General features: G+C 52.5%; 28 protein-coding genes. 16 read left to right on the forward strand and 12 right to left on the reverse strand.

Annotation, left to right across the window (positions count from 1 at the left end; all coding sequences use genetic code 11):
• Nucleotides 1-28: 28 nt before the first annotated feature.
• The 4 genes from OGY18_RS21805 to OGY18_RS21820 are packed head-to-tail and all read left to right on the forward strand — an operon-like array spanning nucleotide 29 to nucleotide 4,936.
• Complete coding sequence (locus OGY18_RS21805; protein WP_286554323.1) at nucleotides 29-1,162, forward strand: amidohydrolase/deacetylase family metallohydrolase; 1,134 nt, start codon at nucleotides 29-31, stop codon at nucleotides 1,160-1,162.
• Nucleotides 1,146-2,264, forward strand: coding sequence for a DgaE family pyridoxal phosphate-dependent ammonia lyase (locus tag OGY18_RS21810; protein ID WP_286554325.1), 1,119 nt, complete (start codon nucleotides 1,146-1,148; stop codon nucleotides 2,262-2,264). Before OGY18_RS21805 ends, OGY18_RS21810 begins: the two co-directional genes overlap by 17 nt.
• Nucleotides 2,261-3,001, forward strand: a complete 741-nt coding sequence (gene dagF, locus OGY18_RS21815; RefSeq protein ID WP_191235831.1) for a 2-dehydro-3-deoxy-phosphogluconate aldolase — start codon at nucleotides 2,261-2,263, stop codon at nucleotides 2,999-3,001. Before OGY18_RS21810 ends, dagF begins: the two co-directional genes overlap by 4 nt.
• Before the next feature lie 21 nt (nucleotides 3,002-3,022).
• On the forward strand, nucleotides 3,023-4,936 hold the full coding sequence (locus OGY18_RS21820) for a BglG family transcription antiterminator (RefSeq protein ID WP_191221897.1): 1,914 nt from the start codon (nucleotides 3,023-3,025) through the stop codon (nucleotides 4,934-4,936).
• 33 nt (nucleotides 4,937-4,969) lie between these two features.
• Here the strand turns inward: OGY18_RS21820 and nrdG are convergent, their stop codons facing one another.
• The 5 genes from nrdG to treR all read right to left on the reverse strand — a co-directional run bounded on the left by nrdG (nucleotide 4,970) and on the right by treR (nucleotide 12,327).
• Entirely contained in the window at nucleotides 4,970-5,434 is a 465-nt protein-coding gene (nrdG, locus tag OGY18_RS21825; RefSeq protein ID WP_148362526.1) for an anaerobic ribonucleoside-triphosphate reductase-activating protein, read from the reverse strand.
• 120 nt (nucleotides 5,435-5,554) lie between these two features.
• Nucleotides 5,555-7,693 carry an anaerobic ribonucleoside-triphosphate reductase gene (gene nrdD / locus OGY18_RS21830; RefSeq protein WP_003830363.1) on the reverse strand — a complete coding sequence of 713 codons (2,139 nt, stop codon included), beginning with the start codon at nucleotides 7,691-7,693 and terminating at the stop codon, nucleotides 5,555-5,557.
• A 408-nt stretch (nucleotides 7,694-8,101) separates the two neighbouring features.
• The gene (treC, locus tag OGY18_RS21835; RefSeq protein WP_286554331.1) at nucleotides 8,102-9,754 is read right to left on the reverse strand and encodes an alpha,alpha-phosphotrehalase; all 1,653 of its coding nucleotides are present in this window, start codon (nucleotides 9,752-9,754) and stop codon (nucleotides 8,102-8,104) included.
• Nucleotides 9,755-9,803: 49 nt separating this feature from the next.
• On the reverse strand, nucleotides 9,804-11,222 hold the full coding sequence (gene treB / locus OGY18_RS21840; protein ID WP_048215055.1) for a PTS trehalose transporter subunit IIBC: 1,419 nt from the start codon (nucleotides 11,220-11,222) through the stop codon (nucleotides 9,804-9,806).
• Nucleotides 11,223-11,379: 157 nt separating this feature from the next.
• Nucleotides 11,380-12,327, reverse strand: coding sequence for a trehalose operon repressor TreR (gene treR, locus OGY18_RS21845; RefSeq protein WP_286554332.1), 948 nt, complete (start codon nucleotides 12,325-12,327; stop codon nucleotides 11,380-11,382).
• A gap of 191 nt (nucleotides 12,328-12,518) precedes the next feature.
• Between treR and mgtL the strand changes: the two genes are divergently transcribed.
• From mgtL to OGY18_RS21880, 8 genes are all read left to right on the forward strand, one after another.
• Nucleotides 12,519-12,572 (forward strand): mgtA regulatory leader peptide MgtL, encoded by a 54-nt coding sequence (gene mgtL, locus OGY18_RS27380; protein WP_223240846.1) that lies wholly within the window; start codon nucleotides 12,519-12,521, stop codon nucleotides 12,570-12,572.
• A gap of 144 nt (nucleotides 12,573-12,716) precedes the next feature.
• Complete coding sequence (mgtA, locus tag OGY18_RS21850) at nucleotides 12,717-15,425, forward strand: magnesium-translocating P-type ATPase (protein WP_063941632.1); 2,709 nt, start codon at nucleotides 12,717-12,719, stop codon at nucleotides 15,423-15,425.
• A gap of 375 nt (nucleotides 15,426-15,800) precedes the next feature.
• Complete coding sequence (locus OGY18_RS21855) at nucleotides 15,801-16,778, forward strand: TRAP transporter substrate-binding protein (protein ID WP_048215053.1); 978 nt, start codon at nucleotides 15,801-15,803, stop codon at nucleotides 16,776-16,778.
• A 62-nt stretch (nucleotides 16,779-16,840) separates the two neighbouring features.
• Nucleotides 16,841-17,350, forward strand: coding sequence for a TRAP transporter small permease (locus OGY18_RS21860; protein ID WP_043018240.1), 510 nt, complete (start codon nucleotides 16,841-16,843; stop codon nucleotides 17,348-17,350).
• A 30-nt stretch (nucleotides 17,351-17,380) separates the two neighbouring features.
• Nucleotides 17,381-18,667, forward strand: coding sequence for a TRAP transporter large permease (locus tag OGY18_RS21865; protein WP_003830349.1), 1,287 nt, complete (start codon nucleotides 17,381-17,383; stop codon nucleotides 18,665-18,667).
• 191 nt (nucleotides 18,668-18,858) lie between these two features.
• Entirely contained in the window at nucleotides 18,859-19,533 is a 675-nt protein-coding gene (locus OGY18_RS21870; protein ID WP_286554335.1) for a hypothetical protein, read from the forward strand.
• The gene (locus OGY18_RS21875; RefSeq protein ID WP_286554337.1) at nucleotides 19,526-19,945 is read left to right on the forward strand and encodes a hypothetical protein; all 420 of its coding nucleotides are present in this window, start codon (nucleotides 19,526-19,528) and stop codon (nucleotides 19,943-19,945) included. The genes OGY18_RS21870 and OGY18_RS21875 overlap by 8 nt, the downstream gene beginning before the upstream one ends.
• On the forward strand, nucleotides 19,942-20,310 hold the full coding sequence (locus OGY18_RS21880; RefSeq protein WP_149281805.1) for a hypothetical protein: 369 nt from the start codon (nucleotides 19,942-19,944) through the stop codon (nucleotides 20,308-20,310). The genes OGY18_RS21875 and OGY18_RS21880 overlap by 4 nt, the downstream gene beginning before the upstream one ends.
• A gap of 34 nt (nucleotides 20,311-20,344) precedes the next feature.
• Here the strand turns inward: OGY18_RS21880 and ridA are convergent, their stop codons facing one another.
• The 5 genes from ridA to pyrL all read right to left on the reverse strand — a co-directional run bounded on the left by ridA (nucleotide 20,345) and on the right by pyrL (nucleotide 22,356).
• A complete protein-coding gene (gene ridA / locus OGY18_RS21885) occupies nucleotides 20,345-20,731 on the reverse strand; it encodes a 2-iminobutanoate/2-iminopropanoate deaminase (RefSeq protein ID WP_000047544.1) in 387 nt (128 codons plus the stop codon).
• Between the two features lie 76 nt (nucleotides 20,732-20,807).
• Nucleotides 20,808-21,269, reverse strand: coding sequence for an aspartate carbamoyltransferase regulatory subunit (gene pyrI, locus OGY18_RS21890; RefSeq protein ID WP_003025816.1), 462 nt, complete (start codon nucleotides 21,267-21,269; stop codon nucleotides 20,808-20,810).
• Nucleotides 21,270-21,282: 13 nt separating this feature from the next.
• Complete coding sequence (pyrB, locus tag OGY18_RS21895; protein ID WP_003025818.1) at nucleotides 21,283-22,218, reverse strand: aspartate carbamoyltransferase; 936 nt, start codon at nucleotides 22,216-22,218, stop codon at nucleotides 21,283-21,285.
• A 2-nt stretch (nucleotides 22,219-22,220) separates the two neighbouring features.
• The gene (locus OGY18_RS27385) at nucleotides 22,221-22,274 is read right to left on the reverse strand and encodes a pyrBI operon leader peptide (RefSeq protein ID WP_106875647.1); all 54 of its coding nucleotides are present in this window, start codon (nucleotides 22,272-22,274) and stop codon (nucleotides 22,221-22,223) included.
• The gene (gene pyrL, locus OGY18_RS21900) at nucleotides 22,255-22,356 is read right to left on the reverse strand and encodes a pyr operon leader peptide (protein WP_003025819.1); all 102 of its coding nucleotides are present in this window, start codon (nucleotides 22,354-22,356) and stop codon (nucleotides 22,255-22,257) included. Before pyrL ends, OGY18_RS27385 begins: the two co-directional genes overlap by 20 nt.
• A gap of 238 nt (nucleotides 22,357-22,594) precedes the next feature.
• Here pyrL and OGY18_RS21905 point away from each other — a divergent pair, with 238 nt between their 5' ends.
• Nucleotides 22,595-23,047, forward strand: a complete 453-nt coding sequence (locus tag OGY18_RS21905; RefSeq protein WP_048215052.1) for a YhcH/YjgK/YiaL family protein — start codon at nucleotides 22,595-22,597, stop codon at nucleotides 23,045-23,047.
• Nucleotides 23,048-23,153: 106 nt separating this feature from the next.
• Here the strand turns inward: OGY18_RS21905 and argF are convergent, their stop codons facing one another.
• Both argF and argL read right to left on the reverse strand, forming a co-directional pair.
• Nucleotides 23,154-24,158: an ornithine carbamoyltransferase gene (gene argF / locus OGY18_RS21910; RefSeq protein WP_003830265.1), complete on the reverse strand. Its 1,005-nt coding sequence runs from the start codon at nucleotides 24,156-24,158 to the stop codon at nucleotides 23,154-23,156.
• Complete coding sequence (gene argL / locus OGY18_RS27585; RefSeq protein WP_370867251.1) at nucleotides 24,128-24,223, reverse strand: putative translational regulatory protein ArgL; 96 nt, start codon at nucleotides 24,221-24,223, stop codon at nucleotides 24,128-24,130. The genes argF and argL overlap by 31 nt, the downstream gene beginning before the upstream one ends.
• 98 nt (nucleotides 24,224-24,321) lie before the next feature.
• Between argL and rraB the strand changes: the two genes are divergently transcribed.
• The 3 genes from rraB to OGY18_RS21925 all read left to right on the forward strand — a co-directional run bounded on the left by rraB (nucleotide 24,322) and on the right by OGY18_RS21925 (nucleotide 26,553).
• Entirely contained in the window at nucleotides 24,322-24,747 is a 426-nt protein-coding gene (gene rraB, locus OGY18_RS21915; protein ID WP_003025845.1) for a ribonuclease E inhibitor RraB, read from the forward strand.
• 51 nt (nucleotides 24,748-24,798) lie between these two features.
• Nucleotides 24,799-25,557: a tRNA isopentenyl-2-thiomethyl-A-37 hydroxylase MiaE gene (miaE, locus tag OGY18_RS21920; RefSeq protein WP_286554340.1), complete on the forward strand. Its 759-nt coding sequence runs from the start codon at nucleotides 24,799-24,801 to the stop codon at nucleotides 25,555-25,557.
• Between the two features lie 165 nt (nucleotides 25,558-25,722).
• Nucleotides 25,723-26,553, forward strand: a complete 831-nt coding sequence (locus OGY18_RS21925) for a topoisomerase II (protein ID WP_286554342.1) — start codon at nucleotides 25,723-25,725, stop codon at nucleotides 26,551-26,553.
• The last annotated feature ends 23 nt before the right edge of the window (nucleotides 26,554-26,576 follow it).

Here is a 26,576-nt window from a genome sequence, read left to right on the forward strand (position 1 = left end):
CGCCCCCATTTCAACAGGAGAGAGAGACATGTTTGATTTACTCCTGCGCCGTGCGCGCCTCGTTGACGATACGGTGAGCGATATTGCGCTCAAAGACGGCAAGATCGCGGCGTTGGGTGACGTTGATGGTCCGGCGCTGAAAACCATCGAGCTGGGCGGTGAGTGCTACGTCAGCGCAGGCTGGATTGACTCCCACGTTCATTGCTACCCGAAATCCCCGATTTATCACGACCAGCCGGATAGCGTCGGTATTGCGACCGGCGTCACTACCGTGGTGGATGCGGGCAGCACCGGGGCGGATGACATCGACGATTTTTACACCCTGACCCGGGAAGCTGCGACCGAAGTGTATGCGTTGCTGAACATCTCCCGCGTAGGGCTTATCGCCCAGAACGAGCTGGCCAACATGGCCAATATTGACGCTGATGCGGTGCGAGAGGCGGTGAAACGCCACCCTGATTTTATCGTCGGTTTGAAGGCGCGCATGAGCAGCAGCGTAGTCGGTGAAAATGGCATCACGCCGCTGGATCGCGCCAAAGCGATGCAAGCACAGAACGGCGACCTGCCGCTGATGGTGCATATCGGCAACAACCCGCCGAATCTCGATGATATCGCCGAGCGCCTGAGCGCGGGCGACATTATTACCCACTGCTACAACGGTAAGCCGAATCGCATTCTGACGCCGCAAGGCGAGCTGCGGGCGTTAGTGACGCGGGCGATTTCACGCGGCGTGCGTCTGGACGTTGGGCATGGCACCGCCAGCCTGAGCTTTGCGGTGGCAAAACGCGCTATCGGCCAGGGCATTTTGCCGCACACCATCAGCTCCGATATTTATTGCCGCAACCGTATCAGCGGCCCGGTACATTCCCTGGCGAATGTGATGTCGAAATTCCTCGCCATTGGGATGTCGCTTCCGCAGGTCATTGAATGCGTTACCGCCAATGCCGCCGATGGTCTGCGCCTGAAACAGAAGGGGCGGCTGCAGGTCGGTCTGGATGCCGATTTAACCCTCTTTACGCTTAAGCGCCAGCCAACCGTGCTGGTAGATGCAGAAAACGACAGCCTGCAGGCTGAACAACTGCTGGTGCCGCTTGCCGCAATACGTGCGGGCAAGGGCTATATGACCGAACAAGGGAGCGCGGAACATGCCTTCGATTTTTGAGAAATACGATTTAAAACAGGTGATTAATACCTCAGGCCGCATGACGGCGCTTGGCGTTTCCACGCCGCGACCAGAAGTGGTTGAAGCGGCGATGGCGGGGATGAACCACTATTTCGAGATGAAAGATCTGGTCAATAAAACTGGCGACTACATCGCGAAATTGCTGGAAGTGGAAGGGGCAACCGTTGTCTCCTGCGCCTCGGCGGGGATCGCCCTATCGGTGGCTGGCGTACTGGTTAAAGACAGCGACTGGCTGCTGGAGAATCTGCACGTCACGCCCATCGAGAACAACGAAATCGTGCTGCCCAGAGGTCACAACGTCAACTTTGGCGCTCCGGTAGGCACCATGGTGGCGCTTGGCGGCGGTAAGTTAGTGGAAGCCGGTTATGCCAACGAATGTTCCGCGGCGCAGCTGGCGGCGGCCATTACACCGCGTACGGCGGCCATTCTGTATATCAAATCTCACCACTGCGTCCAGAAAAGTATGCTCAGCGTGGAGCAGGCTGCGGTGGTGGCGCGTACGCATAATCTACCGCTGATTGTGGACGCGGCGGCGGAAGAGGATTTGCAGTGCTATTACCGGGTTGGTGCAGATCTGGTGATTTATAGTGGCGCCAAGGCGATAGAAGGACCAACCAGCGGTCTGGTGATAGGTAAAACCCAGTACGTTGAGTGGGTGAAGCGCCAGACGGCGGGAATTGGCCGGGCGATGAAGGTGGGCAAAGAGGGAATTCTTGGACTGACCTGCGCCATCGAACTGTATTTGAACGCGCAGAAAGAGAGCGGCGTGGAGATGGTCGAGAAAATGACGCCGTTCATTAATGCCTTGAACCAGCTTAACGGCGTGAGCGCCCGCGTGGTGTGGGATAGTGCAGGGCGCGACATCGCACGCACGGAAATTAAGTTTGATGAAGCGGTAACCGGGATCGCCACGGGGGAACTGGTCGACGCGCTGAAACAGGGGGAGTACGCGATTTACTTCCGTGGTTACAAAGCCAATGAAGGCATTATCGAAGCCGATGTGCGCAGTGTCGATCGCGCGCAGCTGGAGATTGTGGCCCGTCGAATTGGTGAAGTGATTTCGCAGGAGAAAAACGCATGAAACTGACCCCTAACTTTTATCGCGACCGCGTCTGCCTGAACGTGCTGGCAGGCTCCAAAGAAAATGCCCGGGATATTTACGCGGCGGCGGAAGGACACGTGCTGGTTGGCGTGTTGTCAAAAAATTATCCGGATGTCGCAAGCGCAGTAGCGGATATGCGTGAATACGCGGCCCTTATCGACAATGCGCTCTCCGTGGGGCTGGGGGCGGGCGATCCTAACCAGTCGGCGATGGTCAGTGAAATCTCCCGTCAGGTGCAGCCCCAGCATGTTAATCAGGTCTTTACCGGCGTGGCCACCAGTCGCGCGCTGCTGGGCCAGCAGGAGACAGTGGTCAACGGTCTGGTCTCGCCAACCGGCACGCCGGGCAAGGTGAAAATCTCCACTGGTCCGTTGAGCAGCCAGACGCCGGACGGTATTGTGCCGGTAGAAACCGCGATTGCGCTGCTCAAAGACATGGGCGGTAGCTCAATTAAATACTTCCCGATGGGCGGCCTGAAATGCCGTGACGAGTACATTGCGGTCGCGCAGGCCTGCGCCCGTCATGACTTCTGGCTGGAGCCAACCGGCGGTATCGATCTGGATAATTTCACTGAAATCCTGCAAATTGCCCTCGATGCCGGAGTGGGTAAAATCATTCCTCACATCTATAGTTCGATTATTGATAAGGTGAGTGGTAACACTCGTCCGGACGACGTACGCCAGCTGATGGCGATGACCCGGGCCTGCGTAGGCTAACTGACAGATGAGGAAACTGACGTGCGATTCCCCAACCAACGTTTAGCACAGCTGTTTGACATGTTGCAAAACGAAGCGCTTCCACAGGACGAGCTGGCGCAGCGGTTGTCGGTTTCCACACGCACCGTACGGGCGGATATCACCGCGCTAAACGCGCTGCTCACCCAGTACGGCGCACAGTTTGTCCTCAGTCGGGGTAATGGTTATCAGCTCAAAATTGACGACCCGGCAAGCTTTCACACCCTGCAAACGCAGCAGCCCAATACGTTGCTGCGCATCCCACGCACCAGCCAGGAACGGATACACTGGCTGGTGGTGCGTTTTCTGACGTCGGCTTTCTCGCTGAAGCTTGAAGATTTGGCTGATGAATGGTTTATCAGTCGCGCGACGCTGCAAAACGATATGGCTGAGGTGCGCGAGCATCTGCAACGCTATCATCTGACGCTGGAAACGCGTCCCCGTCACGGCATGAAGCTGTTCGGCAGTGAAATGGCGATCCGCGCCTGTTTGACCGATCTGCTGTGGACGCTGGCGCAGCAGGATCCGCAGCACCCGTTAGTCACGCAAGAAGCGCTGAATGCGGGGCTTCCTGAGCAACTGCAACCCGTTTTGCAGGACATTTTTGCCCGTTTCCATATTCGTCTGACCGATGAGGGCGAGCTGTTTTTACGCTTGTACTGCGCGGTGGCGGTACGGCGGATTAGCGAAGGGTATCCACTCCCGGATTTTGCCGCAGAAGAGGCCGATCAATCGGTGTGCCTGGCCACGCGGGAAATCGCGGCGGTATTGCACCGCCTGGCAGACAAACCGCTTTCCGTTTCCGAAGAAAACTGGCTACAGGTGCATATTGCTGCCCGCCAGGTACAAGAGATCGCGCCCAGTGCTATCAATGCGGATGATGATGAAGCGTTGGTTAATTACATCCTGCGTTTTATCAACAGCCAGTACAACTACAACCTGTTGAATGACAAACAGTTACATGCTGACCTGCTGACGCATATTAAGACGATGATCACCCGGGTGCGTTACCAGATAATGATCCCCAATCCGCTGCTGGAAAATATTAAACAGCACTACCCCATGGCGTGGGACATGACGCTGGCCGCCGTCTCGGGATGGGGAAAATATACGCCGTACACCATCAGTGAAAATGAGATTGGCTTCCTTGTGCTGCATATTGGCGTCGGGCTGGAGCGTAGTTACAACATCGGTTACCAGAGACAGCCGAAGGTTCTGCTGGTATGCGATGCCGGAAATGCGATGGCGCGGATGATTGAAGCGGTACTGGCGCGTAAGTATCCGCAGATAGAGATCGTCGATACCGTAACGCTTCGCGACTACGAACAGCGGGAAAGCATCAGCGAAGATTTTGTCATCTCAACCGCGCGGATCGGTGAAAAAGATAAGCCGGTGGTGATGATTGCGCCGTTCCCTACCGATTATCAGCTGGAGCAGATTGGCAAACTGGTGCTGGTCGACAGAACCCGTCCGTGGATGTTGAACAAATTCTTCGATGCCGCCCATTTTCGTGTGGTTGACGAGCCAATGGATCAACAAACGTTGTTCAAAACCTTATGCCGTCAGTTGCAGGATGAAGGTTTTGTCGACGCGGAGTTTCTTGATTCGGTGGTTGAGCGTGAGGCCATCGTCAGCACCATGCTGGGTGACAGCATTGCCTTGCCGCACGCCCTTGGTCTGCTGGCAAAGAAAACGGTGGTCTACACCATCCTCGCCCCACAGGGTATCGCCTGGGGCGATGAAACGGCCCACGTGATCTTCTTGCTCGCTATCAGCAAGAGTGAATACGAAGAGGCGATGGCTATCTACGATATCTTCGTCACCTTCCTGCGCGAACGCGCGATGACGCGACTCTGCGCGTGTCGCAATTTCACCGAGTTCAAAGCGGTTGCGATGGAGTGTGTGAGCCGTTTTTGAGAGGCGGAAAACAGAATATTTACCGCCTGGAAATTAACGCAAATGATGTACAACCTGGTTGCTGCTGCCGCGCCAGATCAGCGCTGGGTCTTTAAGATCCTGCACAAATTTACCATCGACCAGCACGTTGATGAGATCCACCACCTGCATTTGTGCGGCGTTGAGTTCATCAAGCTTGTAGCCGGTCCACACCCAGATATCTTTTCCCGGACACTCCGCGTGAATACGCTGTACCAGTTTTAGAATATCCGGCACGTTTTGCGGGTGCAGCGGATCGCCGCCGGACAGCGAAATACCCTGGCGAGGGATTCGCGTGTCGTTCAGATCGGCAATGATCTTGTCTTCCATCTCTTTGGTAAACGGCTGGCCGGAATTGAGTCGCCAGGTGCTTTTGTTATAGCAGCCAGGGCATTCATGCACGCATCCCGACACAAACAGGGTGCAGCGAGTGCCGGGGCCGTTAACGATATCGACGGGATAGTATTGATGGTAGCGCATAGCGGGTGTCCAGAAAGCATGTAGGCCGGATAAGGTGCTTGCACCGCATCCGGCAACATTGTGATGCCTGATGACGACGCGATTGCGTCTTATCAGGCCTACGGCCTTTGCAAACGGAAATTAACCTATCTGCCCATTACCTAAATGCTTAACGCGGCGCTTCACTTCTTCCTGCTTACCGGCGTTAAACGGACGAGCGTCCGGGCTGCCTAAATAACCGCATACGCGGCGGGTGACCGACACGCGTGCGGCGTCGTGGTTACCACATTTCGGGCAGGTAAAGCCTTTGCTGGTGCACTCGAACTCACCGGTAAAGCCGCACTCGTAGCATTCATCGATTGGCGTGTTGGTCCCGTAATACGGCACGTGCTGATAGCTGTAATCCCAGACGTCTTCCAGTGCTTTCAGGTTGTGCTGAATGTTCGGGTACTCGCCGTAGCAAATGAAGCCTCCGTTCGCCAGCGGCGGGTACGGCGCTTCAAAATCGATCTTGTCGTACGGGTTAACCTTTTTCTCCACGTCGAGGTGGAAGCTGTTGGTGTAGTAACCTTTGTCGGTAACACCCGGCACCACGCCAAACTCGGCGGTATCCAGACGGCAGAAACGATCGCACAGGTTTTCACTTGGCGTACTGTACAGACTAAAGCCGTAGCCGGTTTCGTCTTTCCACTGATCGACCGCCTGACGCAGACGTTCCACAATGGCGATAGCTTTAGCGCGAAGCTGCTCGCTGTCGTACAAGTGTTTGTCGCCAAACAGCGCGTTGATGGTTTCGTGAATGCCGATGTAACCCAGAGAAATCGACGCGCGGCCGTTTTTAAAGATTTCAGACACGTCATCGTCTGCTTTCAGACGCACGCCGCAGGCCCCTTCCATATACAGGATCGGTGCAACGCGGGCCTTCACGCCTTCCAGACGCGCAATGCGGGTCATCAGCGCTTTACGCGCCAGGATCAGACGGTCGTCGAGCAGTTTCCAGAAGGTGGCTTCATCGCCATGAGCTTCCAGCGCGATACGCGGCAGGTTAAGGCTGATAACGCCGAGGTTGTTACGGCCATCGTGGACCTGTTCGCCGTTCTCGTTTTCCCATACGCCCAGGAAACTGCGGCAGCCCATCGGCGTTTTGAACGAGCCGGTCACTTTAACCACCTGATCGTAGTTCAGGATGTCCGGATACATACGCTTGCTCGCGCACTCCAGCGCCAGCTGCTTGATGTCATAGTTCGGATCGCCAAACTTGTGGTTCAGACCGTCACGAATCGCAAACACCAGTTTCGGGAACACGGCGGTTTTACGATTTTTACCCAGGCCGGCAATGCGGTTACGCAGAATGGACTGCTGGATCAAACGCGATTCCCAGCTGGTTCCCAGGCCGAAACCGAAGGTAACGAACGGCGTCTGACCGTTGGCGGTATGCAGGGTATTCACTTCATACTCAAGGGACTGGAATGCGTCGTAGCACTCTTTCTCGGTACGGGAATGCGCATAACCGTCGGCATCTGGGATCTGCCACTCTTCAGCGGTTTTGCGATGCTTATTAAAGCTCTCGGTCACGAATGGTGCGAGAACTTCGTCAATACGGTTAATGGTGGTACCGCCATAAATATGGCTGGCAACCTGCGCGATAATTTGCGCGGTGACGGCGGTTGCGGTGGAGATGGATTTTGGCGGCTCAATCTCCGCGTTACCCATCTTAAAGCCCTGCGTCAGCATACCTTTCAGGTCGATCAGCATGCAGTTAAACATTGGGAAGAACGGAGAGTAGTCGAGATCGTGATAGTGAATATCACCACGCTCGTGCGCCTGAACGACATCACGCGGCAGCAGGTGCTGACGCGCATAGTGTTTGGCGACGATACCGGCCAGCAGGTCGCGCTGGGTCGGGATCACTTTGCTGTCTTTGTTGGCGTTTTCGTTCAGCAGAGCAGAGTTGGTTTGCTCAACCAGACCACGAATTTCCTGGTTCAGACGGCCACGTTTTTCACGCTGTATATCACGGTCGTGGCGATATTCGATGTACGCACGGGCGAGTTGTTTGTACGGACCAGACATCAGCTGGTTTTCTACCGCTGTCTGGATCTCGTTGATATCGACCTGGCTGCGCTCATTCATCTGGCTACTAACGACTTCTGCGACGGTGGCACAGTAATCTGCGTCATCGACTCCCGCTGCTTTAGCTGCACGCAGAATGGCTTCTTTGATGCGCTCTGATTTAAACGGCACTTTACAGCCATCTCGTTTCATCACATGCGGTGTCATGATCACTCCATATTTATAAGAACAGGTTATCCACAGAGGTTGGAGAAGCGGCCATGGCTTTATTCATCTATCTGGCCAATGACTTCCCGCAATCCTGACCCACTTTATCCACAATTCCACCGTTAAACGGTGCACTGTAGTTGTAGCAATTGTAGTCGATTGATACAACATATTGGGTCGGCGTGCATTTTAAGTTCTATATGTAGTGATTTGCATCAAGGATGTTTACGATTTATTTGATGTAGCGCAAAGTAAAAATCGGAGCGTACAGATGACGGGCAGTACAGCGATTGTAAATTGTGGGCAGAAAATTCTGATTAATTATTCAACAAAAACAGGAAGCTAAGCTAAGCGTATATAGCAACGCCCGGTAGCGCTATGCGTACCGGGCCTGAACATAATTGCAAGCTATTTTTGCAACCACCAGACGGCCTCAAAAGGACGCAGTGTCATGTCCCCAGGTTGGCTGGCAACCTCGGCATAGTTGTGCATCAGCACCTGCCAGTTTCCGTCGGTCTGGGCTGGCTGCCAGCTCTGGAAGGTATCGCTCAGATTGGCAATGACCAGCAGCCGCTGCCCTTGCCACTCTCGTTGATAGCACCACAGATGCGGGCTGTCCGGTAGCAGATCCTGGTAGTCGCCCCAGGTGATAACCGGCTCCGCTTTGCGCAATGCGATCAGCTTCTGATAGGTGTAGAACACCGAGTCAGTATCGTTCAGTGCAGCCGCCACGTTGATGTCTGCCGCGTTGTCACACAGATTGATCCATGGCTCGCCGCGGGTGAAGCCCGCGTGTTTGCTGGCATCCCATTGCATCGGCGTGCGGCTGTTATCGCGTGATTTACTGGCGAGGATCGCCAGCAGTTCTTGCGCATCGCGTCCCTGGCCGTTCAACTCGGCAAACATGTTATGGCTTTCCACATCGCGATAATCGGTAATCTGGCGGAAGTGCGGGTTGGTCATACCGATCTCTTCACCCTGGTAGATATAGGGGGTGCCCTGCATGCCATGCAGCACCATCGCCAGCATTTTGGCCGACGGAACGCGGTATTTACCTTCATCACCAAAACGCGACACGATGCGCGGCTGATCGTGGTTACACCAGAATAATGCGTTCCAGGCCTGATTGTGCATGCCCTGCTGCCAGTGGCGGAACAGGGTTTTCAGCGCCATATAGTCGGGTTTTGCTAACGTCCACTTCTCGCCGTTGGGGTAATCCACTTTCAGGTGGTGGAAGTTAAAGGTCATCGACAGTTCGCTACCATCTTGTGCGGCGTACTGCTGGCAATGTTCCAACGTGGTGGATGACATTTCGCCGACCGTCATCAGGTTGCGTGGGGTAAAAACATCGCGGTTCATCTCACGCAAAAATTCATGCGCGCGTGGGCCGTCGGTATAAAAACGCCGTCCATCGCCGTCGGGATCGTTCGGGAAGTCCTGGTCTTTAGAGATAAGATTCACCACGTCGAGGCGCAGTCCGTCCACGCCGCGATCGGCCCAGAACTCGCAGACTTTTTTTAGCTCGGCGCGGACCGCCGGGTTTTCCCAATTCAGGTCGGCTTGCTCCGGAGCAAAGAGGTGCAGATAGTACTGCTCGCTTTCGGCGTGCCAGCCCCAGGCGTTGCCGCCAAACTTGGAACGCCAGTTATTCGGCGGGCAGTCTGGCGTGCCGTCGCGCCAGAGATAAAACTGACGATACGGGCTGTCTTTATCCAGCGCTTCACGAAACCAGGCGTGCTGGGTTGAGGTGTGGTTAAACACCATGTCGAGAATAATACGGATGCCGCGTGCTTTCGCCTGCACCACCAGTTCGTCAAAGTCTTCCAGCGTGCCGTAGGCCGGATCGACAGACGTGTAGTCTGCGACGTCGTAACCGTTATCAACCTGCGGCGAAATATAGAACGGCGTCAGCCAGATGGCATCAACGCCCAGCTTTTGCAGATAGTCGAGGCGCTGCGTCACGCCGCGTAAATCTCCGGTGCCGCTGCCGGTGGTGTCCTGAAAACTCTTGGGGTAAACCTGATAGATAACGCCGTTTTGCCACCAGTGGGGAATATTCATGGTTGTTTCCTGGAAATACGCTGGGGCGCAACTGCGCCCCGAAGAAAAGTTAGACAATCTGTAATGTGCCCAGACGGTGTTTACGCTGGTAAACGAATGAGGTCAGTACCATTGGGATGACAATCGCAATGACCATCGCCATGCCAAAGACCTGCCAGTAAGTCGGCTGGATGGAGAGGATGCCCGGCAAACCGCCGACGCCAATCCCGTTCGCCAGCACACCGTTCAGGCCGCACAGCAGTCCGGCGAGACCGGAACCGATCATCGCGCACAGCATCGGGAAGCGGTATTTCAGGTTGATCCCATACATCGCTGGTTCGGTTACCCCGAGATAAGCGGAGATCGCGGCAGGAACGGAGATTTCACGTTCGTTGTGTTTGCGACTGGAGATAATGATCCCGACCACCGCAGAGGCCTGAGCGATATTCGACAGGGCGATCAGTGGCCATACCGGCGTGCCGCCCATGCTCTGAATCATCTGCATATCGATAGCCAGCGTGGTCTGATGCACGCCGGTAATCACCAGCGGGGCGTACAGGAAGCCGAACAGCGCCGCGCCAATCGGAGCAAAACTGCCGGTCAGCAGATGACGGACCGCAAACGCGACACCGTCGCCAATCATGCGGCCAAATGGACCGATAAAGGCGTGCGCAAGGAATACCGCAAGGATCAGCGAGCACACCGGGACGATCACCAGATACAGGTAATCCGGGACGATGCGCTTCATGCGTGTTTCAATAAACCCGAGCGCCAGCCCGGCCAACAGTGCCGGAATGACCTGCGCCTGGTAGCCCACTTTCTCAATGCTGAACAGGCCGAAGTTCCACACGTCCGGCACCTGCTGACCGAGCAAATAGGCGTTCATCAGTTGCGGAGAAACCAGGGTCACGCCCAGCACAATACCGAGGATCGGCGTACCGCCCATTTTCTTCACCGCCGACCAACAGATCCCGACCGGCAAATAGAAGAAGATCGCTTCGCCAATCAGCCACAGGAAGTCATAGAGGGTTTTCAGCGAAGGATGCATCTGCGCCAGCGTCTGCCCGTTACTCATGGGCAGATCGCCGATCACGTTACGGAAACCTAAGATCAGGCCGCCGCTAATCAGCGCTGGCAGCAGCGGGAAGAAGATCTCCGCGAAGTGAGAAATCAGCTGCTCGTGCCACTTCATGTTCTGCCGCGCCGCTTTCTTTGCCTGCTCTTTGTCGGCACTGGCTTGTCCGGTGGTCGCCAACAGCGCTTTGTAGTAATCGCCCACCTCGGTGCCAATTACCACCTGAAATTGCCCGGCGTTGGTGAAGCAGCCTTTGACCATTGGCAACAATTCGATCTCTTTCGGCCTGGCGTTCGCTGGCTGATTCAGGACAAAACGCAGGCGAGTAATGCAGTGACTCACCGTAGCGATATTGTCGCGCCCGCCAACCAGCTCAATCAGCCGGTCGATGTCTGCTTGTTTTATTTTGCTCATGATGGTGTGTGTTCCCCGTAGACCGGAAAAGACGCTGTTGCGTCGTCATTCGGCAACTCTCTCGTTGTTGACGCCAGAGTATATCTTCGATGAATTTTTAAAAATGGGAACGTTCCCGAAACGCAGCGAAGATCACAAATTAATGCTCAGAAAGCGATCAGGAGAGGGTGGAAGGAATAACGATTTGTCGTGGTTCGCTACGGCCGTTGATCTGTTCGATCAGCTGCGAGGCCGCTTGTCGCCCGGCTTCGGCGTATCCTGGATCGACGGTGATAATTTCCGGATGGAGGAATTTCATCAGCGGCGTGCTGCCCACGCTTGCCAACTGCAGGTTCTCTATTCGCTGCTCCTGCAAGTATTTGCTGACGCCAAGGGCAAGGGTATCCGTCGCACAGACTAAGGCGGTGGTTTCCGGGGTGATGACGTTGGCGGCCTGTTCATAGCCCTGCTTCATGGCCAGACCAGGTAGCGCTGCCACAGGATGCAGTTTATGTTTTTTACAGAATGCCAGGTAGGCCTCATGGCGGCGTTTACCAGTGGTCACATCGCTATGCGGAACACCAAGAAAGCTAATATGGCGATGCTCGCGTTCGTATAAACGCTGCATCAGGGTACGAATGGCACCCTCATCGTCATAGCAGACGGAGGCAAAGCCTTTTGCATCTCTTGCCAGCAGCACCAGAGAATCCTGCCAGGAGGCGAGCATGGTTTCAGTAATGCCGGTAAAACCGAACAGCACCACGCCATCAATGTTACGGCGTCTGAGCATGCCGAGATGTTCTTCAACCAGCCCGGGCGAGAACTGGCTTTCCATCATGATCGGATCGTAGCCCTGTTCATAAAAGGCGGGCAACATGGTCTGCACGGCGAGATTTTCCGAAAGCGAGTCCAGACGCGTGACGATAATCGCCACCACCTTGTCGCTTTGTCCGCGCATGGCGCGTGCGGAGCGGGAAGGGGAAAAACCGTGCTGATTCATCACCGCCTCAACGCGTTCGCGGGTACGTTCACTCACGCCGCTTTCATTGTTGAGCACACGGGAAACGGTTGATTTTCCCACACCGCTTAAGCGGGCGATGTCTTTAATGGTCAGCCGATTTTGCATCCTGTTTTCCCATGTTGCGTGTGAAGTTATGCCAAATAGAGAATAACTTTACTCAAGCACAGTGCAATGGGCAAAGTCTGGTATATGTTTGGTTTAGTTTCCATGGTTTATCATACCGCCATAATTGCCACAAACCTTATGGTTTTCTGCGTATAATCCGCAGCGCAAATCATTCACTTACCGGAGGCTATATGGATCCCGATCCCACCCCTCTCCCGAGATGGAGAAACAACCCTTTCCGGTAAGCTTGTCTTTCACTGTCTTACCGGAACTGTAAGACAGTGACGTTCTGACGTCCCTGTTGTGATTTTAATATTGCCACCAGGCAAGGCTTTGCCACGCCTGAAGGATTTACTGCGCCTGTTTATACTGGTGCAGAGGGACTGCCTATGTTCAAAAATATAACCCGCCAGCTGTTTGCCCGGCTAAACCGCCATTTACCGCATCGTCTGGTGCATCGTGATCCATTGCCGAATGCTCAGACCGTTGCCAGCACGCCGATCCCGCCATCGCTGAGCGAACATTGCCTGAAAATGGCGCTGATGGACGAAGAAGCGCTGTGGAAAACGTTCGGCGCTCATCCGGAAGGCTTAAACGCCGCAGAAGTCGAAAACGCCCGCGAAATACATGGCGAGAACCAGTTGCCGGCGCAGAAGCCGTCGCCCTGGTGGGTGCATCTGTGGGTCTGCTATCGCAACCCGTTTAATATACTGCTGACCATTCTTGGGGCGATTTCCTATGCCACCGAAGATCTGTTTGCCGCTGGGGTCATCGCCCTGATGGTCGTCATCTCTACGCTGCTGAATTTTGTGCAAGAGGCGCGTTCCACCAAAGCGGCTGATGCGCTGAAAGCGATGGTCAGCAACACCGCCACGGTGCTGCGCGTTATCAACGAGAAAGGGGAGAACGGCTGGGTTGAACTGCCGATCGACCAGTTGGTTCCCGGCGATGTCATCAAGCTGGCGGCAGGGGATATGATCCCAGCCGATTTGCGCGTGGTGCAGGCTCGTGACCTGTTCGTGGCCCAGGCTTCGCTGACCGGTGAATCGCTGCCGGTGGAGAAAGTGGCAACCAGTCGCGATCCGCAGCAAAGCAACCCGCTGGAATGCGATACCCTGTGCTTTATGGGCACCAACGTAGTGAGCGGCACGGCGCAGGCCATTGTGATTTCAACCGGCGCCAATACCTGGTTCGGGCAACTGGCAGGCCGCGTCAGCGAGCAGGAAAGCGAGCAGAATGCCTTCCAGAAAGGGATCAGCCGCGTCAGCATGCTGCTGATCCGCTTTATGCTGGTGATGGCGCCCATCGTGCTTATCATCAACGGCTACACTAAAGGCGACTGGTGGGAAGCGGCGCTGTTTGCCCTGTCTGTGGCGGTGGGACTGACACCGGAAATGCTGCCGATGATCGTCACCTCAACGCTGGCGCGTGGGGCGGTGAAGCTGTCAAAACAAAAGGTTATCGTTAAACACCTCGACGCTATCCAGAACTTTGGCGCGATGGATATCCTGTGCACCGATAAAACCGGCACCCTGACTCAGGATAAAATTGTACTTGAGAATCATACGGATATCTCTGGAAAGCCCAGCGAACATGTCCTGCATTCTGCGTGGCTGAACAGCCATTATCAGACCGGGCTGAAGAATCTGCTGGATACGGCGGTGCTGGAAGGCGTGGACGAAGAATCAGCCCGCCAGCTCTCGACTCGCTGGCAGAAAATCGATGAGATCCCGTTTGATTTTGAACGTCGCCGCATGTCGGTAGTGGTGGCAGAAGAAACCGATGTACACCAACTGGTCTGTAAAGGGGCGCTACAGGAGATCCTCAACGTCTGTACCCAGGTGCGTCACAACGGTGAGATAGTCCCGTTAGATGACAACATGCTGCGTCGGGTGAAACGCGTCACGGACACGCTGAACCGCCAGGGGCTGCGCGTGGTGGCGGTGGCGACGAAATACCTGCCAGCGCGTGAAGGTGATTATCAGCGTATTGATGAATCAGATCTGATCCTCGAAGGCTATATTGCGTTCCTCGATCCGCCGAAAGAGACCACCGCACCTGCGCTTAAAGCGCTGAAAGCCAGCGGTATTACGGTGAAAATCCTCACTGGCGATAGCGAATTGGTGGCGGCGAAAGTGTGTCATGAAGTGGGCCTGGATGCGGGTGATGTGGTTATCGGTAGCAGCATTGAAGGGTTAAGCGATGATGAGCTGGCTCGGCTTGCTCAGCGCACCACGCTGTTTGCCCGTCTGACGCCAATGCACAAAGAGCGCATTGTCACGCTGCTCAAGCGCGAAGGCCATGTGGTCGGCTTTATGGGCGATGGTATAAACGATGCCCCGGCGCTGCGCGCGGCGGACATTGGTATCTCCGTTGACGGCGCGGTAGATATTGCACGTGAAGCGGCGGATATCATCCTGCTGGAAAAGAGCCTGATGGTGCTGGAAGAAGGGGTGATCGAAGGACGCCGTACCTTCTCTAACATGCTGAAGTACATCAAAATGACGGCCAGTTCGAACTTCGGTAACGTGTTTAGCGTGTTGGTGGCGAGCGCCTTCTTACCGTTCTTGCCGATGTTACCGCTGCACTTACTGATTCAGAACCTGCTGTACGATGTATCCCAGGTGGCGATTCCGTTTGATAACGTCGACGAAGAGCAGATCAAAAAGCCGCAGCGCTGGAATCCCAGCGAATTGGGCCGCTTTATGATCTTCTTTGGACCGATCAGCTCGATCTTCGATATTCTGACCTTTTGCCTGATGTGGTTCGTCTTCCATGCCAATACGCCTGAACATCAGACGTTGTTCCAGTCTGGCTGGTTCGTGGTGGGCCTGCTGTCGCAAACGTTGATTGTGCATATGATCCGTACCCGTCGCGTGCCGTTCATCCAGAGCCGCGCCGCATGGCCGCTGATGCTGATGACGCTGGTGGTAATGGTGGTGGGCATTGCATTACCGTTCTCGCCGCTGGCCAGCTACCTGCAATTGCAGGCGCTGCCGCTGAGCTACTTCCCATGGCTGATTGCGATTCTGGCGGGTTACATGACATTAACCCAGCTTGTGAAAGGTTTTTATAGCCGTCGCTACGGCTGGCAGTAATCCTCAACGTCTCTGCAGGATGGTGTTAATACCATCCTGCATTTCTCTTTTTCATTCGAAAGATATTCTCCCAAAATATTAGTGTTTTATTTTTATTGAAATGCTAACGGGTGTTATTAGTATCAAATCGCCTTCTTTGCGTTGTTTTTGTATCAATAAAACGATCTGCATTGCAAAAATGAAACAGTGTGCTAAAAATTTTAAGCATCTGCGATTTTTTGTGAACGCAGTCATCGAAATAAATTGTTACACCAGTTAGTCTGCGCAGGTAACGTCGTTAAGAAAGTTTCTCGCTGCCCGTTTTTAATTCCGGCAGTCATTTGCTCTGCAAGCTATTCCTGTTAATGGATATTATGAACTTCTGGAGAAGGACAAATGAAACTGACAAAAAACCTGTTAAGTCTGTGTATTGGCGCGTCTGTATTCCTGGCGAGTCATGCAACGCTGGCACAAACTTTTCGCGCCGCAGATGTGCATCCGGCTGATTACCCGAACGTTGTTGCTGTCAAACATATGGGGGAAAAACTTAGCGCTGCGACCGACGGTCGTCTGGAGATTAAAACCTTTCCGGGTGGCGTGTTAGGCGATGAAAAACAGATGATTGAACAGGCGCAATTAGGCGCTATCGATATTATTCGTGTCTCAATGACGCCTGTTGCCGCTATTCTCCCTGAAATTAACGTGTTTACCCTGCCATATATTTTCCGCGATGAGGACCATCTGCATAAGGTTCTCGATGGCATGATCGGTCAGGAAATTGGCGACCGTCTGACGGCCAATACCAAATCGCGGCTGGTGTTTCTCGGTTGGATGGATGCCGGCACGCGTAACCTGATCACCAAAAATCCGGTGGTGAAACCGGAAGATTTACACGGTATGAAAATCCGCGTTCAAGGAAGTCCAATAGCGCTGGATACCCTGAAAGCGATGGGCGCTAACTCCGTTGTCATGGGCGTCAGTGAAGTATTTAGCGGCATGCAGACCGGCGTTATTGATGGCACGGAAAATAACCCGCCAACGTTTGTTGCGCATAACTATTTGCCGGTCGTGAAAAACTATACCTGGAGCAAACACTTTATTATTCCTGAGCTTTTTCTGTTTTCGAAAGCTAAATGGGATAAGTTGAAAAAAGAAGATCAGGATCTCATTATTAAACTCGCCAAGGAAGCACAGATAGAGCAACGAAAACTTTGGCAGGATTATAATGCGAAATCACTGGAGACCATGAAAGCCAACGGCGTTCAGTTCCACGATATTGATACGGACTATTTCTATAAAGCCACGCAGTCAGTGCGGGATAATTACGGTAAAGACCACCAGGATTTGATCAAACGTATTCAGGATGTGAAGTAATTCATCAGGTGGAGGATATCAACCCTCCGCCTGAATCTTTTGATTAATTCGAGGTGATAATTATGGGTGAATGCTATTCATCGGTAATGGATTTTCTTTATCGGGTGTCAATGTGGATTGCCGGTATCGCATTATTGGTCATGGTCGCCATTATCCCCATTGGCATATTCGCGCGTTATGTTCTGAATAACGCCCTGTCATGGCCTGAACCCGTCGCTATTCTCTGTATGGTGACATTCACCTTTATTGGCGCGGCGGTGAGCTATCGTGCAGGCTCGCATATCGCGGTGAGCATGGTGACTGACCGTCTGGGGGATGCTTCCCGCCGTTATTGCTCGGTAATCGCAGACGTTATGTTGGTGGCGATAAGCCTGTTTATCCTCTGGTACGGAACCAATCTCTGTCTTGAACTGTGGGACCAGCCCGTGGCGGAATTCCCGCTTTTAAGCGCCGGGCAAAACTATCTTCCGTTGCCAATTGGCTCTGCCATAACGCTGCTGTTTATCGCAGAAAAGATTTTCCGTGGACCGCAGTACCAACGTCCCGTTGTTATGCTGGGATCGACCAGCTAGTTACCGCCCCCATTTCAGAAAGGAAAGCAGATGGATGCATTTATTCTCGTCTTTACGCTCGGCATTATGCTGGCGATTGGGGTACCGGTAGCGTACGCAGTTGGCATTAGCGCCATCATTGGGGCCTGGTACATAGATATTCCGCTGGAAGCGGTAATGATCCAACTGACCAGTGGGGTGAATAAGTTTTCGCTGCTGGCGATCCCATTCTTTATTCTGGCCGGGGCTATTATGGCCGAAGGGGGAATTGCGCGGCGACTGGTGAACTTTGCCTATATTTTTGTTGGTTTTATCCGCGGCGGACTGTCGCTGGTAAATATTGTGGCATCAACCTTTTTTGGCGCTATTTCCGGATCGTCCGTGGCGGATACCGCGTCCATCGGTTCGGTAATGATCCCGGAGATGGATAAAAAAGGTTATCCGCGTGACTTTGCCGCAGCGGTAACGGCCAGCGGTTCGGTGCAGGCGATTCTTACGCCGCCCAGCCATAACTCGGTTATCTACTCGCTGGCAACCGGTGGCACGGTGTCGATTGCCGCGCTGTTCATCGCCGGGATCCTGCCGGGGCTGCTGTTAAGCCTCAGCCTGATGGTGATGTGTGTGGCGTTCGCGCACAAGCGCGGTTATCCAAAAGGAGAACGTGTACCGTTTCGCCAGGCGCTGAAGATTTTCGTCGATACGCTGTGGGGCCTGATGACCGTTGTGATCATCATGGGCGGTATCCTGTCAGGTATCTTTACCGCAACGGAGTCTGCAGCAATTGCCTGCCTGTGGGCCTTCTTTGTCACCATGTTTATCTATCGTGACTATAAATGGTCTGAGCTGCCGAAGCTGATGTTCCGCACGGTGAAAACGGTCACGATCGTCATGATCCTGATAGGCTTTGCCGCTGCATTCGGCGCCGTCATGACCTATATGCAGTTGCCGATGCGTATCACCGAAGCCTTCACCAGCATCTCGGACAACAAATACGTCATTCTGATGTGCATTAACATCATGTTGCTGCTGATCGGTACGCTAATGGATATGGCGCCGCTGATCCTGATCCTAACGCCGGTTCTGCTGCCGGTGACCAACGCGCTCGGCATTGATCCGGTCCATTTTGGTATGATCATGCTGGTGAACTTAGGGATCGGCCTGATTACGCCGCCGGTAGGGTCGGTGCTGTTTGTGGCCAGTGCGGTGAGTAAGCAGAAAATAGAGCAGGTGGTGAAAGCGATGCTGCCGTTCTACCTCGTGCTGTTCCTGGTGCTGATGCTCGTGACATACATTCCGGCGATTTCGCTGTTCCTGCCGAAACTATTTGGTGTGATGTGATAAATGCCCGGTGGCGCTCGCGCTTACCGGGCCTACCTAAATTCATTCCGGGCTTCCATGCCCGTTTTTTTGTGTTTCACCCAATACAGCTAAATATTTTCTGAATTATGGCATTGCCAGTGTCTTCCAACAGAATACGCTAGATTATAAATGTTAAAATCTTGTCATGTTAATCATTCTCAGGAGGCATTATGAACGCTTATATATTTGGGAGAGAGGAACCTGAATATAGTATTGATGTTGGAAGTGGTGAATGGTGCAGCGCGGGGCATTTTTCAGATCAATTTTATTATTATAAATATTACCTGGAGCGGTTGATTGATGGGAGCTTATATTTAAAGTATCGATATCCTTTTGCACGAGAAAATTTACTGCACTATTTGCAAAATACGGGTGAAGACATACATATTAACTTAACTGATATGATGGGGAAATCAGCCCAGTTAAGGGATAATTATGTGCAATTATTGGATGCAGCAAAGAGTTTTTGTAAAACATTGCCGCCAGGTCAGCATGAGTTTACTTCTGCACATGTTAATACTGATGATTTTATTTCTAGCGATCCAGACTTGTTTTATGCTATAGGAGGTTATCAATACTGGGGCAAAGGTCGAGTGCAAATTACCGAAGATAAGTATAAAAATACAATGAGCAATGGTAGTAGACTATGTAGTTATAATTTGACATTTCAGTTTAAGTTTTTTGACAGGTATAACTGGAATGTTAGTGTCGCAAATTCTGGAGTTCGTTTAGGTAGTATCGTTCCTGTGAATGATACTTTTATGGGGAGGTTTCATCAGGAGTGTCTGGCCAGAGAGTACAATATTTTTGGTGCCATTGAGTCAGAGGTAAAATGGCATGACTGAGCATGGCACTTTATTTTACATGGAAAAAATACTTACTTTCGCTTTAGTTTGTGCCTTTTGTTATATGCTGTATATTATTTTGGTTTGCTGGTTACCCGTACGTGAAAGTCATTATCTTCTGGTTGTACAATGGTGCCGTAACGATGATTCAAATACCCACTATGCAAAGAATTTATCCTGGCATGGTTTATATGTTTATTTGGAGAAATCGTCTGGGAATATTATTGTAAGGGAAATGAACACTCCTCTACACGATCCATTTCAGCCTTATCGGTACGTTTACCGTAAAATTGCACATGAAAATGATATATCCTTGGTCGCAGAGAAATGGGGGGTAATTAAGTGTCAGGAAAAAAATAAAGCGCTCATTGGTTCATCTGGTTATTCTTTTTTATGGAGACATGGCCAATGAACACTTTTATAAGACGAGCTACTATAAAAATATTTTTTTTACTAATTATAATGTTTATCTGTATTTTTTCTATTAACTCAGTTGAAAGATATAACAATATTGTTAGTTTTAAAATTCACAATAAGATAGTTTATACATTGGAAAAGATGAAGAATGATAGTGATGATGATCTTAAAATTAATATTTATAGTTCAAGGTTGAACTGGGTTTTAGGACAAACCTGTTTCTCAGAGAATATAGAATCACAGCAAAAAGGGGAAATGGAATTATATAATTGGGGTGTGGGGATAATCGAAAATGAAACCATCACCTTAAAGAATAATGGAAGAGAATTGATTTTTTCAGTTATAGGCTGCAATACTTAAGGAACCCTGCCAGAGCAGGGCTCTCTAATAAGACTTAGCGACGAACGGCGATCGCTTCAATCTCGATTTTCACGTCTTTCGGCAGACGGGCAACTTCTACGCAAGAACGCGCAGGGAAGGTCGCGTTGTGTTCGGTGAAGAATGCTTCGTAGGTCGCGTTTACAGTTGCGAAATCGTTCAGGTCTTTAACGAAAACGGTCGTTTTTACGATGTCGCCCACTTTCAGGCCTGCTGCTTCAACGATAGCTTTTACGTTTTCCAGCGACTGACGTGCCTGAGCGGACACGTCTTCCGCTACGGCACCGGTTTTCGGATCGACCGGGATCTGACCGGAAGTGATTACCATGCTACCCAGGTCAACGCCCTGAACGTATGGGCCGATTGCTGCTGGTGCATTTTCCGTCGCGATAGTCTTGCTCATGATTTCTCCTGAATTACAGCGGTAGTAGAATGTTCCCGCTCATTATAGGGAGCCGGGATCTCATAACCAACCCCAATTAGTTGGCCAGCACCACATAATGCGAAAACTCTTTTTCACAGTATTTGCATTTGAGTGCGATGTCATCAGCGCGCTTTTTCACTGCAAAACTGGAAGATACTGGTTCAGCATGGCTGATACAGTTGCTGTTCGGGCAAACCAGTACGTTGTCGATACGCTCAGGCAGGCTCGGACGTGATTTACCCACCACGTCGTAATCGTCAATGCGGTTTACCGTTGCCTGCGGGGCGTACAGGGAGAGCTGGTTTACCTGCTCATCGGTCAGGAACGTGTTTTCAATTTTAATCAGGTCCTTACGGCCCATCTCGCCTGACGGCAGGTTCAGACCGATGGTGATACGTTGGTCGGTTTCCGTCAGTTTGAACAGCGTCAGCAGCTTAAAACCAACCTGTGCGGGAATATGGTCAATCACGGTGCCACGTTTGATGGCTTCAACCTGCAGTTTGTTATCGTGTGTCATCTCTTTTTCTCCCTTACAGTGCCAGTTCGCTATTCAGTACCAGTGCCAGTAACGCCTGGCGGGCGAAGATGCCGTTGCCAGCCTGCTGGAAATACCAGGCGTGCGGCGTCTTGTCGACGTCGGTGGTGATCTCATCGATACGCGGCAGCGGATGCAGTACCTTCATGTTTGCTCTGGCGCCGTTCAGATCGCTGGCGCGCAGAACAAACTGCGCTTTCACGTTGGCGTATTCGGACGGGTCCAGACGCTCTTTTTGTACGCGGGTCATGTAGAGGATATCGACCTCCGCCATCACCTCTTCAATAGTGCCGTGCAGGCTCCAGGCGATACCTTTTTCATTCAACATATCCAGAATATATTGCGGCATGGCCAACGCGTCCGGGGCGATGAAGTAGAAACGGTTACCTTCAAACTTCGCCAGCGCCTGGGTCAGGGAATGGACGGTGCGGCCATATTTCAGGTCACCCACCATGGCGATGTGAAGATTGTCCAGGCGACCCTGAGTTTCCTGAATGGTGAACAGATCCAGCAGCGTTTGGGTGGGATGTTGGTTGGAGCCGTCGCCTGCGTTCAGTACCGGAACGTTACCGGAGAACTCCGTAGCCAGACGCGCGGCGCCTTCCTGCGGATGGCGCATTACGATGGCGTCGACATAGGTGCTGATGACGGAAATGGTATCGGCCAATGTTTCACCTTTTTTGCCCAGAGAGGTGTTGCTGCTGTCAGAGAAACCCACCACGCTGGCGCCCAGGCGGTGCATGGAGGTTTCAAAGGATAAACGGGTGCGGGTTGAGGCTTCAAAGAAGCAGCTGGCGATAACCTTATGCTTTAACAGCTCCGGCTGTGGGTTAGCTTTTAATTTCGCCGCCGTTGCGAGGACCAGATTGAGGTCATCGCGGCTGAGGTCGTTTATGGAAATGATGTGTTTTTGATAGAGCGGATTAGCCATGTTTATCTCCTGACGCCTGGGCAAAAAAAAAGCCCCTCAATTGAGGGGCTCGGAATGGGTGATCAACGGAAAGAAAAACGGCAGGCCAGCGTCCTTTTTCAGACGCGGTAAGACAAAATGTCGTACACACTGAACCATACATCCTCCCGGCAAATTGTCCGCGATTATACTCAGCTCCGTTATGGGATCAAGCGAAAAATGCACAAATTATTCATCGCAAACGATTCTCATGAATATTCATTCACCCTGAATGCCAAACAGTAACAATGAGATAAACATGCGTTGACGCAAAATATCGGCAAATAGCAGTAGTATGGCAGACCATTTTTTCGTATAACAACTAAAATGAAACGATGTTTTAATTAAGGGGTTTGAGATGATTGTCGGCAATATTCACAACCTGGATGCCTGGCTGCCGGAAGAGCTGCGTCAGGCGATTGAACACATTAAAGCGCATGTGACGGATGAGACGGAAAAAGGTAAGCACGACATCGACGGCGATCGTCTGTTTTATCTGATTGCTGAAGATATGACGGAGCCGTTTGCACAGCGCCGCGCCGAGTATCACGCGCGCTATCTGGATATTCAGATCCTGCTCAAAGGTCAGGAAGGCATGACCTTCAGCACGCAGCCTGCGGGCGCGCCGGAAACTGACTGGCTGGCGGATAAAGATATCGCCTTCCTGCCGGAAGGGGTACAGGAGAAAACGGTGGTGCTGAACGAAGGTGATTTCGTGGTGTTTTATCCGGGCGAAGTGCATAAACCGCTGTGCGCGGTCGGTGCTCCAGCGCTGGTACGCAAAGCCGTGGTGAAAATGCGGGTGGCATAAGCGTATTTGCCGGGGGCGGCTTCGCCTTACCCGGCCTACGGGAGCGCGGTTGTAGGCCGGATAAGATGCTTAGCATCGCCATCCGGCATTCTTTTCATCCATGCCCTCACTTCGCCAGCGTCGCCACCATCACCGCTTTGATGGTGTGCATCCGGTTTTCCGCCTGATCAAATACGATACTGGCGGGGGATTCAAAGACCTCATCGGTCACTTCCATTCCGCCGTGCAGACCATATTCCTGTGCCATTTGTTTGCCAAGCGTGGTTTGATCGTCATGAAACGCGGGCAGGCAGTGCAGGAATTTCACCTGCGGATTGCCGGTCAACGCCATCATCGCGCTATTAACCTGGTACTTACGCAGCAGCGCAATACGTTCGGCCCACTTCTCTTTTGCTTCGCCCATTGATACCCAGACGTCGGTATAGATGAAGTCCGCGTCTTTCACGCCAGTGGCGACATCTTCAGTCAGCGTAATATTGCCGCCGTTTTTCTGCGCCAGCGCTTTGCACTCCGCAACCAGACTTTCTTCCGGCCAGCAGGCCTGCGGTGCGACCAGGCGCAGATCCAGCCCGGTTAACGCGGCGGCTTCCAGCATGGAATTGCCCATATTGTTGCGGGCATCACCGGTGTAGACCAGCGTCATCTCATTAAACGCTTTACCCGGCAGGTGTTCCTGCATAGTTAACAGATCCGCCAGCAGTTGAGTGGGGTGAAACTCGTTGGTTAATCCGTTCCACACCGGAACTCCGGCATATTCCGCCAGCGTCTCGACAATCTCCTGACCGTGACCCCGATACTGAATACCGTCGTACATGCGGCCGAGCACGCGGGCGGTGTCTTTGATCGACTCTTTATGACCAATCTGGCTGCCGCTTGGCCCGAGATACGTCACGCGCGCGCCCTGATCGTATGCGGCAACTTCGAAAGAGCAACGGGTACGGGTTGAGTCTTTTTCGAAGATGAGCGCGATATTTTTACCGGTGAGCTTAGCGACTTCAGTGCCGTTTTTCTTATCTGCCTTCAGCTGCGCGGCGAGCTGGAGCAGTGACGTGAGTTCAGCAGAGGTGAAATCAAGCAGTTTCAAAAAATGTTTCTGATAAAACGCAGACATGGTTCCCTCACATGGCTTAGGCCATTTATTGAATTAAAATTCAATTTATATGGATGTTTATTCATTTGCAACCTTGTTTAACAAATCTTTCCTGGAAAGGTGGAGGCAATGACAGCGGTATGTGACAATAAGAGTATCGGCAGGACATTATGAGGAACGAGCCATGGCAAACCCGGAACTACTGGAAGAACAGCGTGAAGAAACGCGCTTGATTATTGAAGAGCTACTCGAAGATGGCAGCGATCCAGATGCGCTGTACACCATCGAGCATCACCTTTCCGCGGATGACTTCGAAACCCTGGAAAAAGCGGCAGTAGAAGCCTTCAAGCTGGGTTATGAAGTGACCGAGCCGGAAGAGCTGGAAGTGGAAGAAGGCGACACGGTTATTTGCTGTGACATTCTGAGCGAATGTGCACTGAATGCGGAGTTGATTGATGCTCAGGTTGAGCAACTGATGAACCTGGCTGAAAAATATGATGTGGAATACGACGGTTGGGGTACCTATTTTGAAGACCCGAACGGCGAAGAAGGTGAAGACGGCGACGATGAAGACCTCGTCGACGAAGATGATGACGGCGTGCGTCACTAAGTCATCTACTGACCTGCGGTAGCCCAGGCTGCCGCAGGCCAAGGACAACGTATGGATTACCTGCAAATACTTTCCCCGATCTACAACTTCCTGCACTGTAAAACGCCCCAGGCCTGGCTTGATAAAGCGCGAGACCCAGCGAATCTGCCTCTGTTATTGACCGATCACCTCGTCTGTGAGCTGAAAGCGGCGCAAACGGCGATGCTGCTGGTGCGTAAGTATGTCGCGGATAAACAGGGATCGCAGGCGCTGCTGGACTGGCTGAAGCCCTATGAAGCGTTTGCTTTCAGAGAAGGGGATGAGCCGGATTTTATCGCGCTGAATAAACAGATAAGCAAAAGCGTGATGCCGCAAACCGACGACCCGTGGGGACGCAAGCTTATCGACAGCATGGTTTTGCTGATCAAAGAAGAGCTGCATCATTTCTGGCAGGTGCGTGAGGCGATGATGAGCCGCAACATTCCCTATATCAAGATTACCGCCAGCCGTTACGCCAAAGGCATGCTCAAAGAGGTACGCACCCATGAGCCTTTAACGCTAATCGATAAACTGATTTGCGGGGCTTACATTGAGGCGCGTTCCTGCGAACGGTTCGCCGCGCTGGCGCCGTATCTGGATGATGATCTGCAGGCGTTTTATCTGTCGCTATTGCGATCCGAGGCCCGACACTATCAGGATTACCTGGCGCTGGCGCAGCAGGTTTCAGCCGATGATATCAGTAGCCGGGTGCGGTTTTTTGGCGAAGTAGAAGCCGCGTTGATCACCTCTCCTGACGATGAATTCCGCTTCCACAGCGGTGTGCCAGTTTAAATCCTTTCTTTGACGCGCGGTGCTCATCGCCGCGCGGTTTAATCCTTCCTGTTTCTGTTAGCAAAATCTGGTGGCTGGAAATCGCTCGCTGCTGCCGTAATAATCAAAACACACGAAGGGGAAATATATCCCCGTAACAGAGATGATTTGGCATAAGGATGGTTAATGAACTGGGCACACGTTTTGTTGGCAGGTTATATCGGGGCGGTGATTGCTATCGTCGTCGGCATGTTTCGCAAAAGAGGCTGGCTGGGCAAGATCTCCGGCGCGGTGGTTTTTGTGGTGGCGATTATCGCGTGGAATCTGTTTGATGTGCATTACCTTATCCCACGCGAAAGCCCGGATTATGGTCTGACCGAAGAGCAGCAGTTTGAAAAGGCGATGCTCTCCAATCCGGCGTTTCAGGTGATTAAGGAGCAGGAACCTGAGCTGACACAAAAAATTATCAGCCAGGCAGCGCAGATGAAGAAAGCAGGGAGTAGCGAACAGCAGGTTATCGACGCGATACAGCCGCAAATTCTTCAGTTGCAAATGGCAAGATTGCAGCAGGCGCCAGATGCCAATGTCATTGAATATATGAAAATTAACCTTGAGCAGATCGCTGCTGTGGCCAAAATCGGTGATGACGAATGCTTCCGCTTTCTGTTTCCGGCAGTGAAAGGGGGGATTAACCCGGCACGTCTGGTTCCGCATGAGATCATGAACCGTCGTATGGCGAGTGATATGAGTATGATGCGTGCTGCCTATGGTCCGAACAAACATACGGTCACGGCAGAAGAGAAACAGCTGGCGTTGCAGGATCTGCAAGCAATAAGCCCTGGGTTAGTACAGCGCTATGGGCCGGATATTCAGATCATGGCCGATCCGACTAAAGCGATCGGCAAAGAGAAGATTGCCTGTGAGATAGTGCAGGATCTCTGGTCTCAGGTGCTGAAGCTGCCAACCGCCCGCGCGGCTGGCGTTATTCGACTGATGCTCTCAGCCGAGATGCAGTAACGCGGCTAAAGCCTCTCGGCGTA

The sequence above is a fragment of the Citrobacter sp. Cpo142 genome (genome assembly GCF_030332425.1).
GTDB lineage: Bacteria > Pseudomonadota > Gammaproteobacteria > Enterobacterales > Enterobacteriaceae > Citrobacter > Citrobacter portucalensis.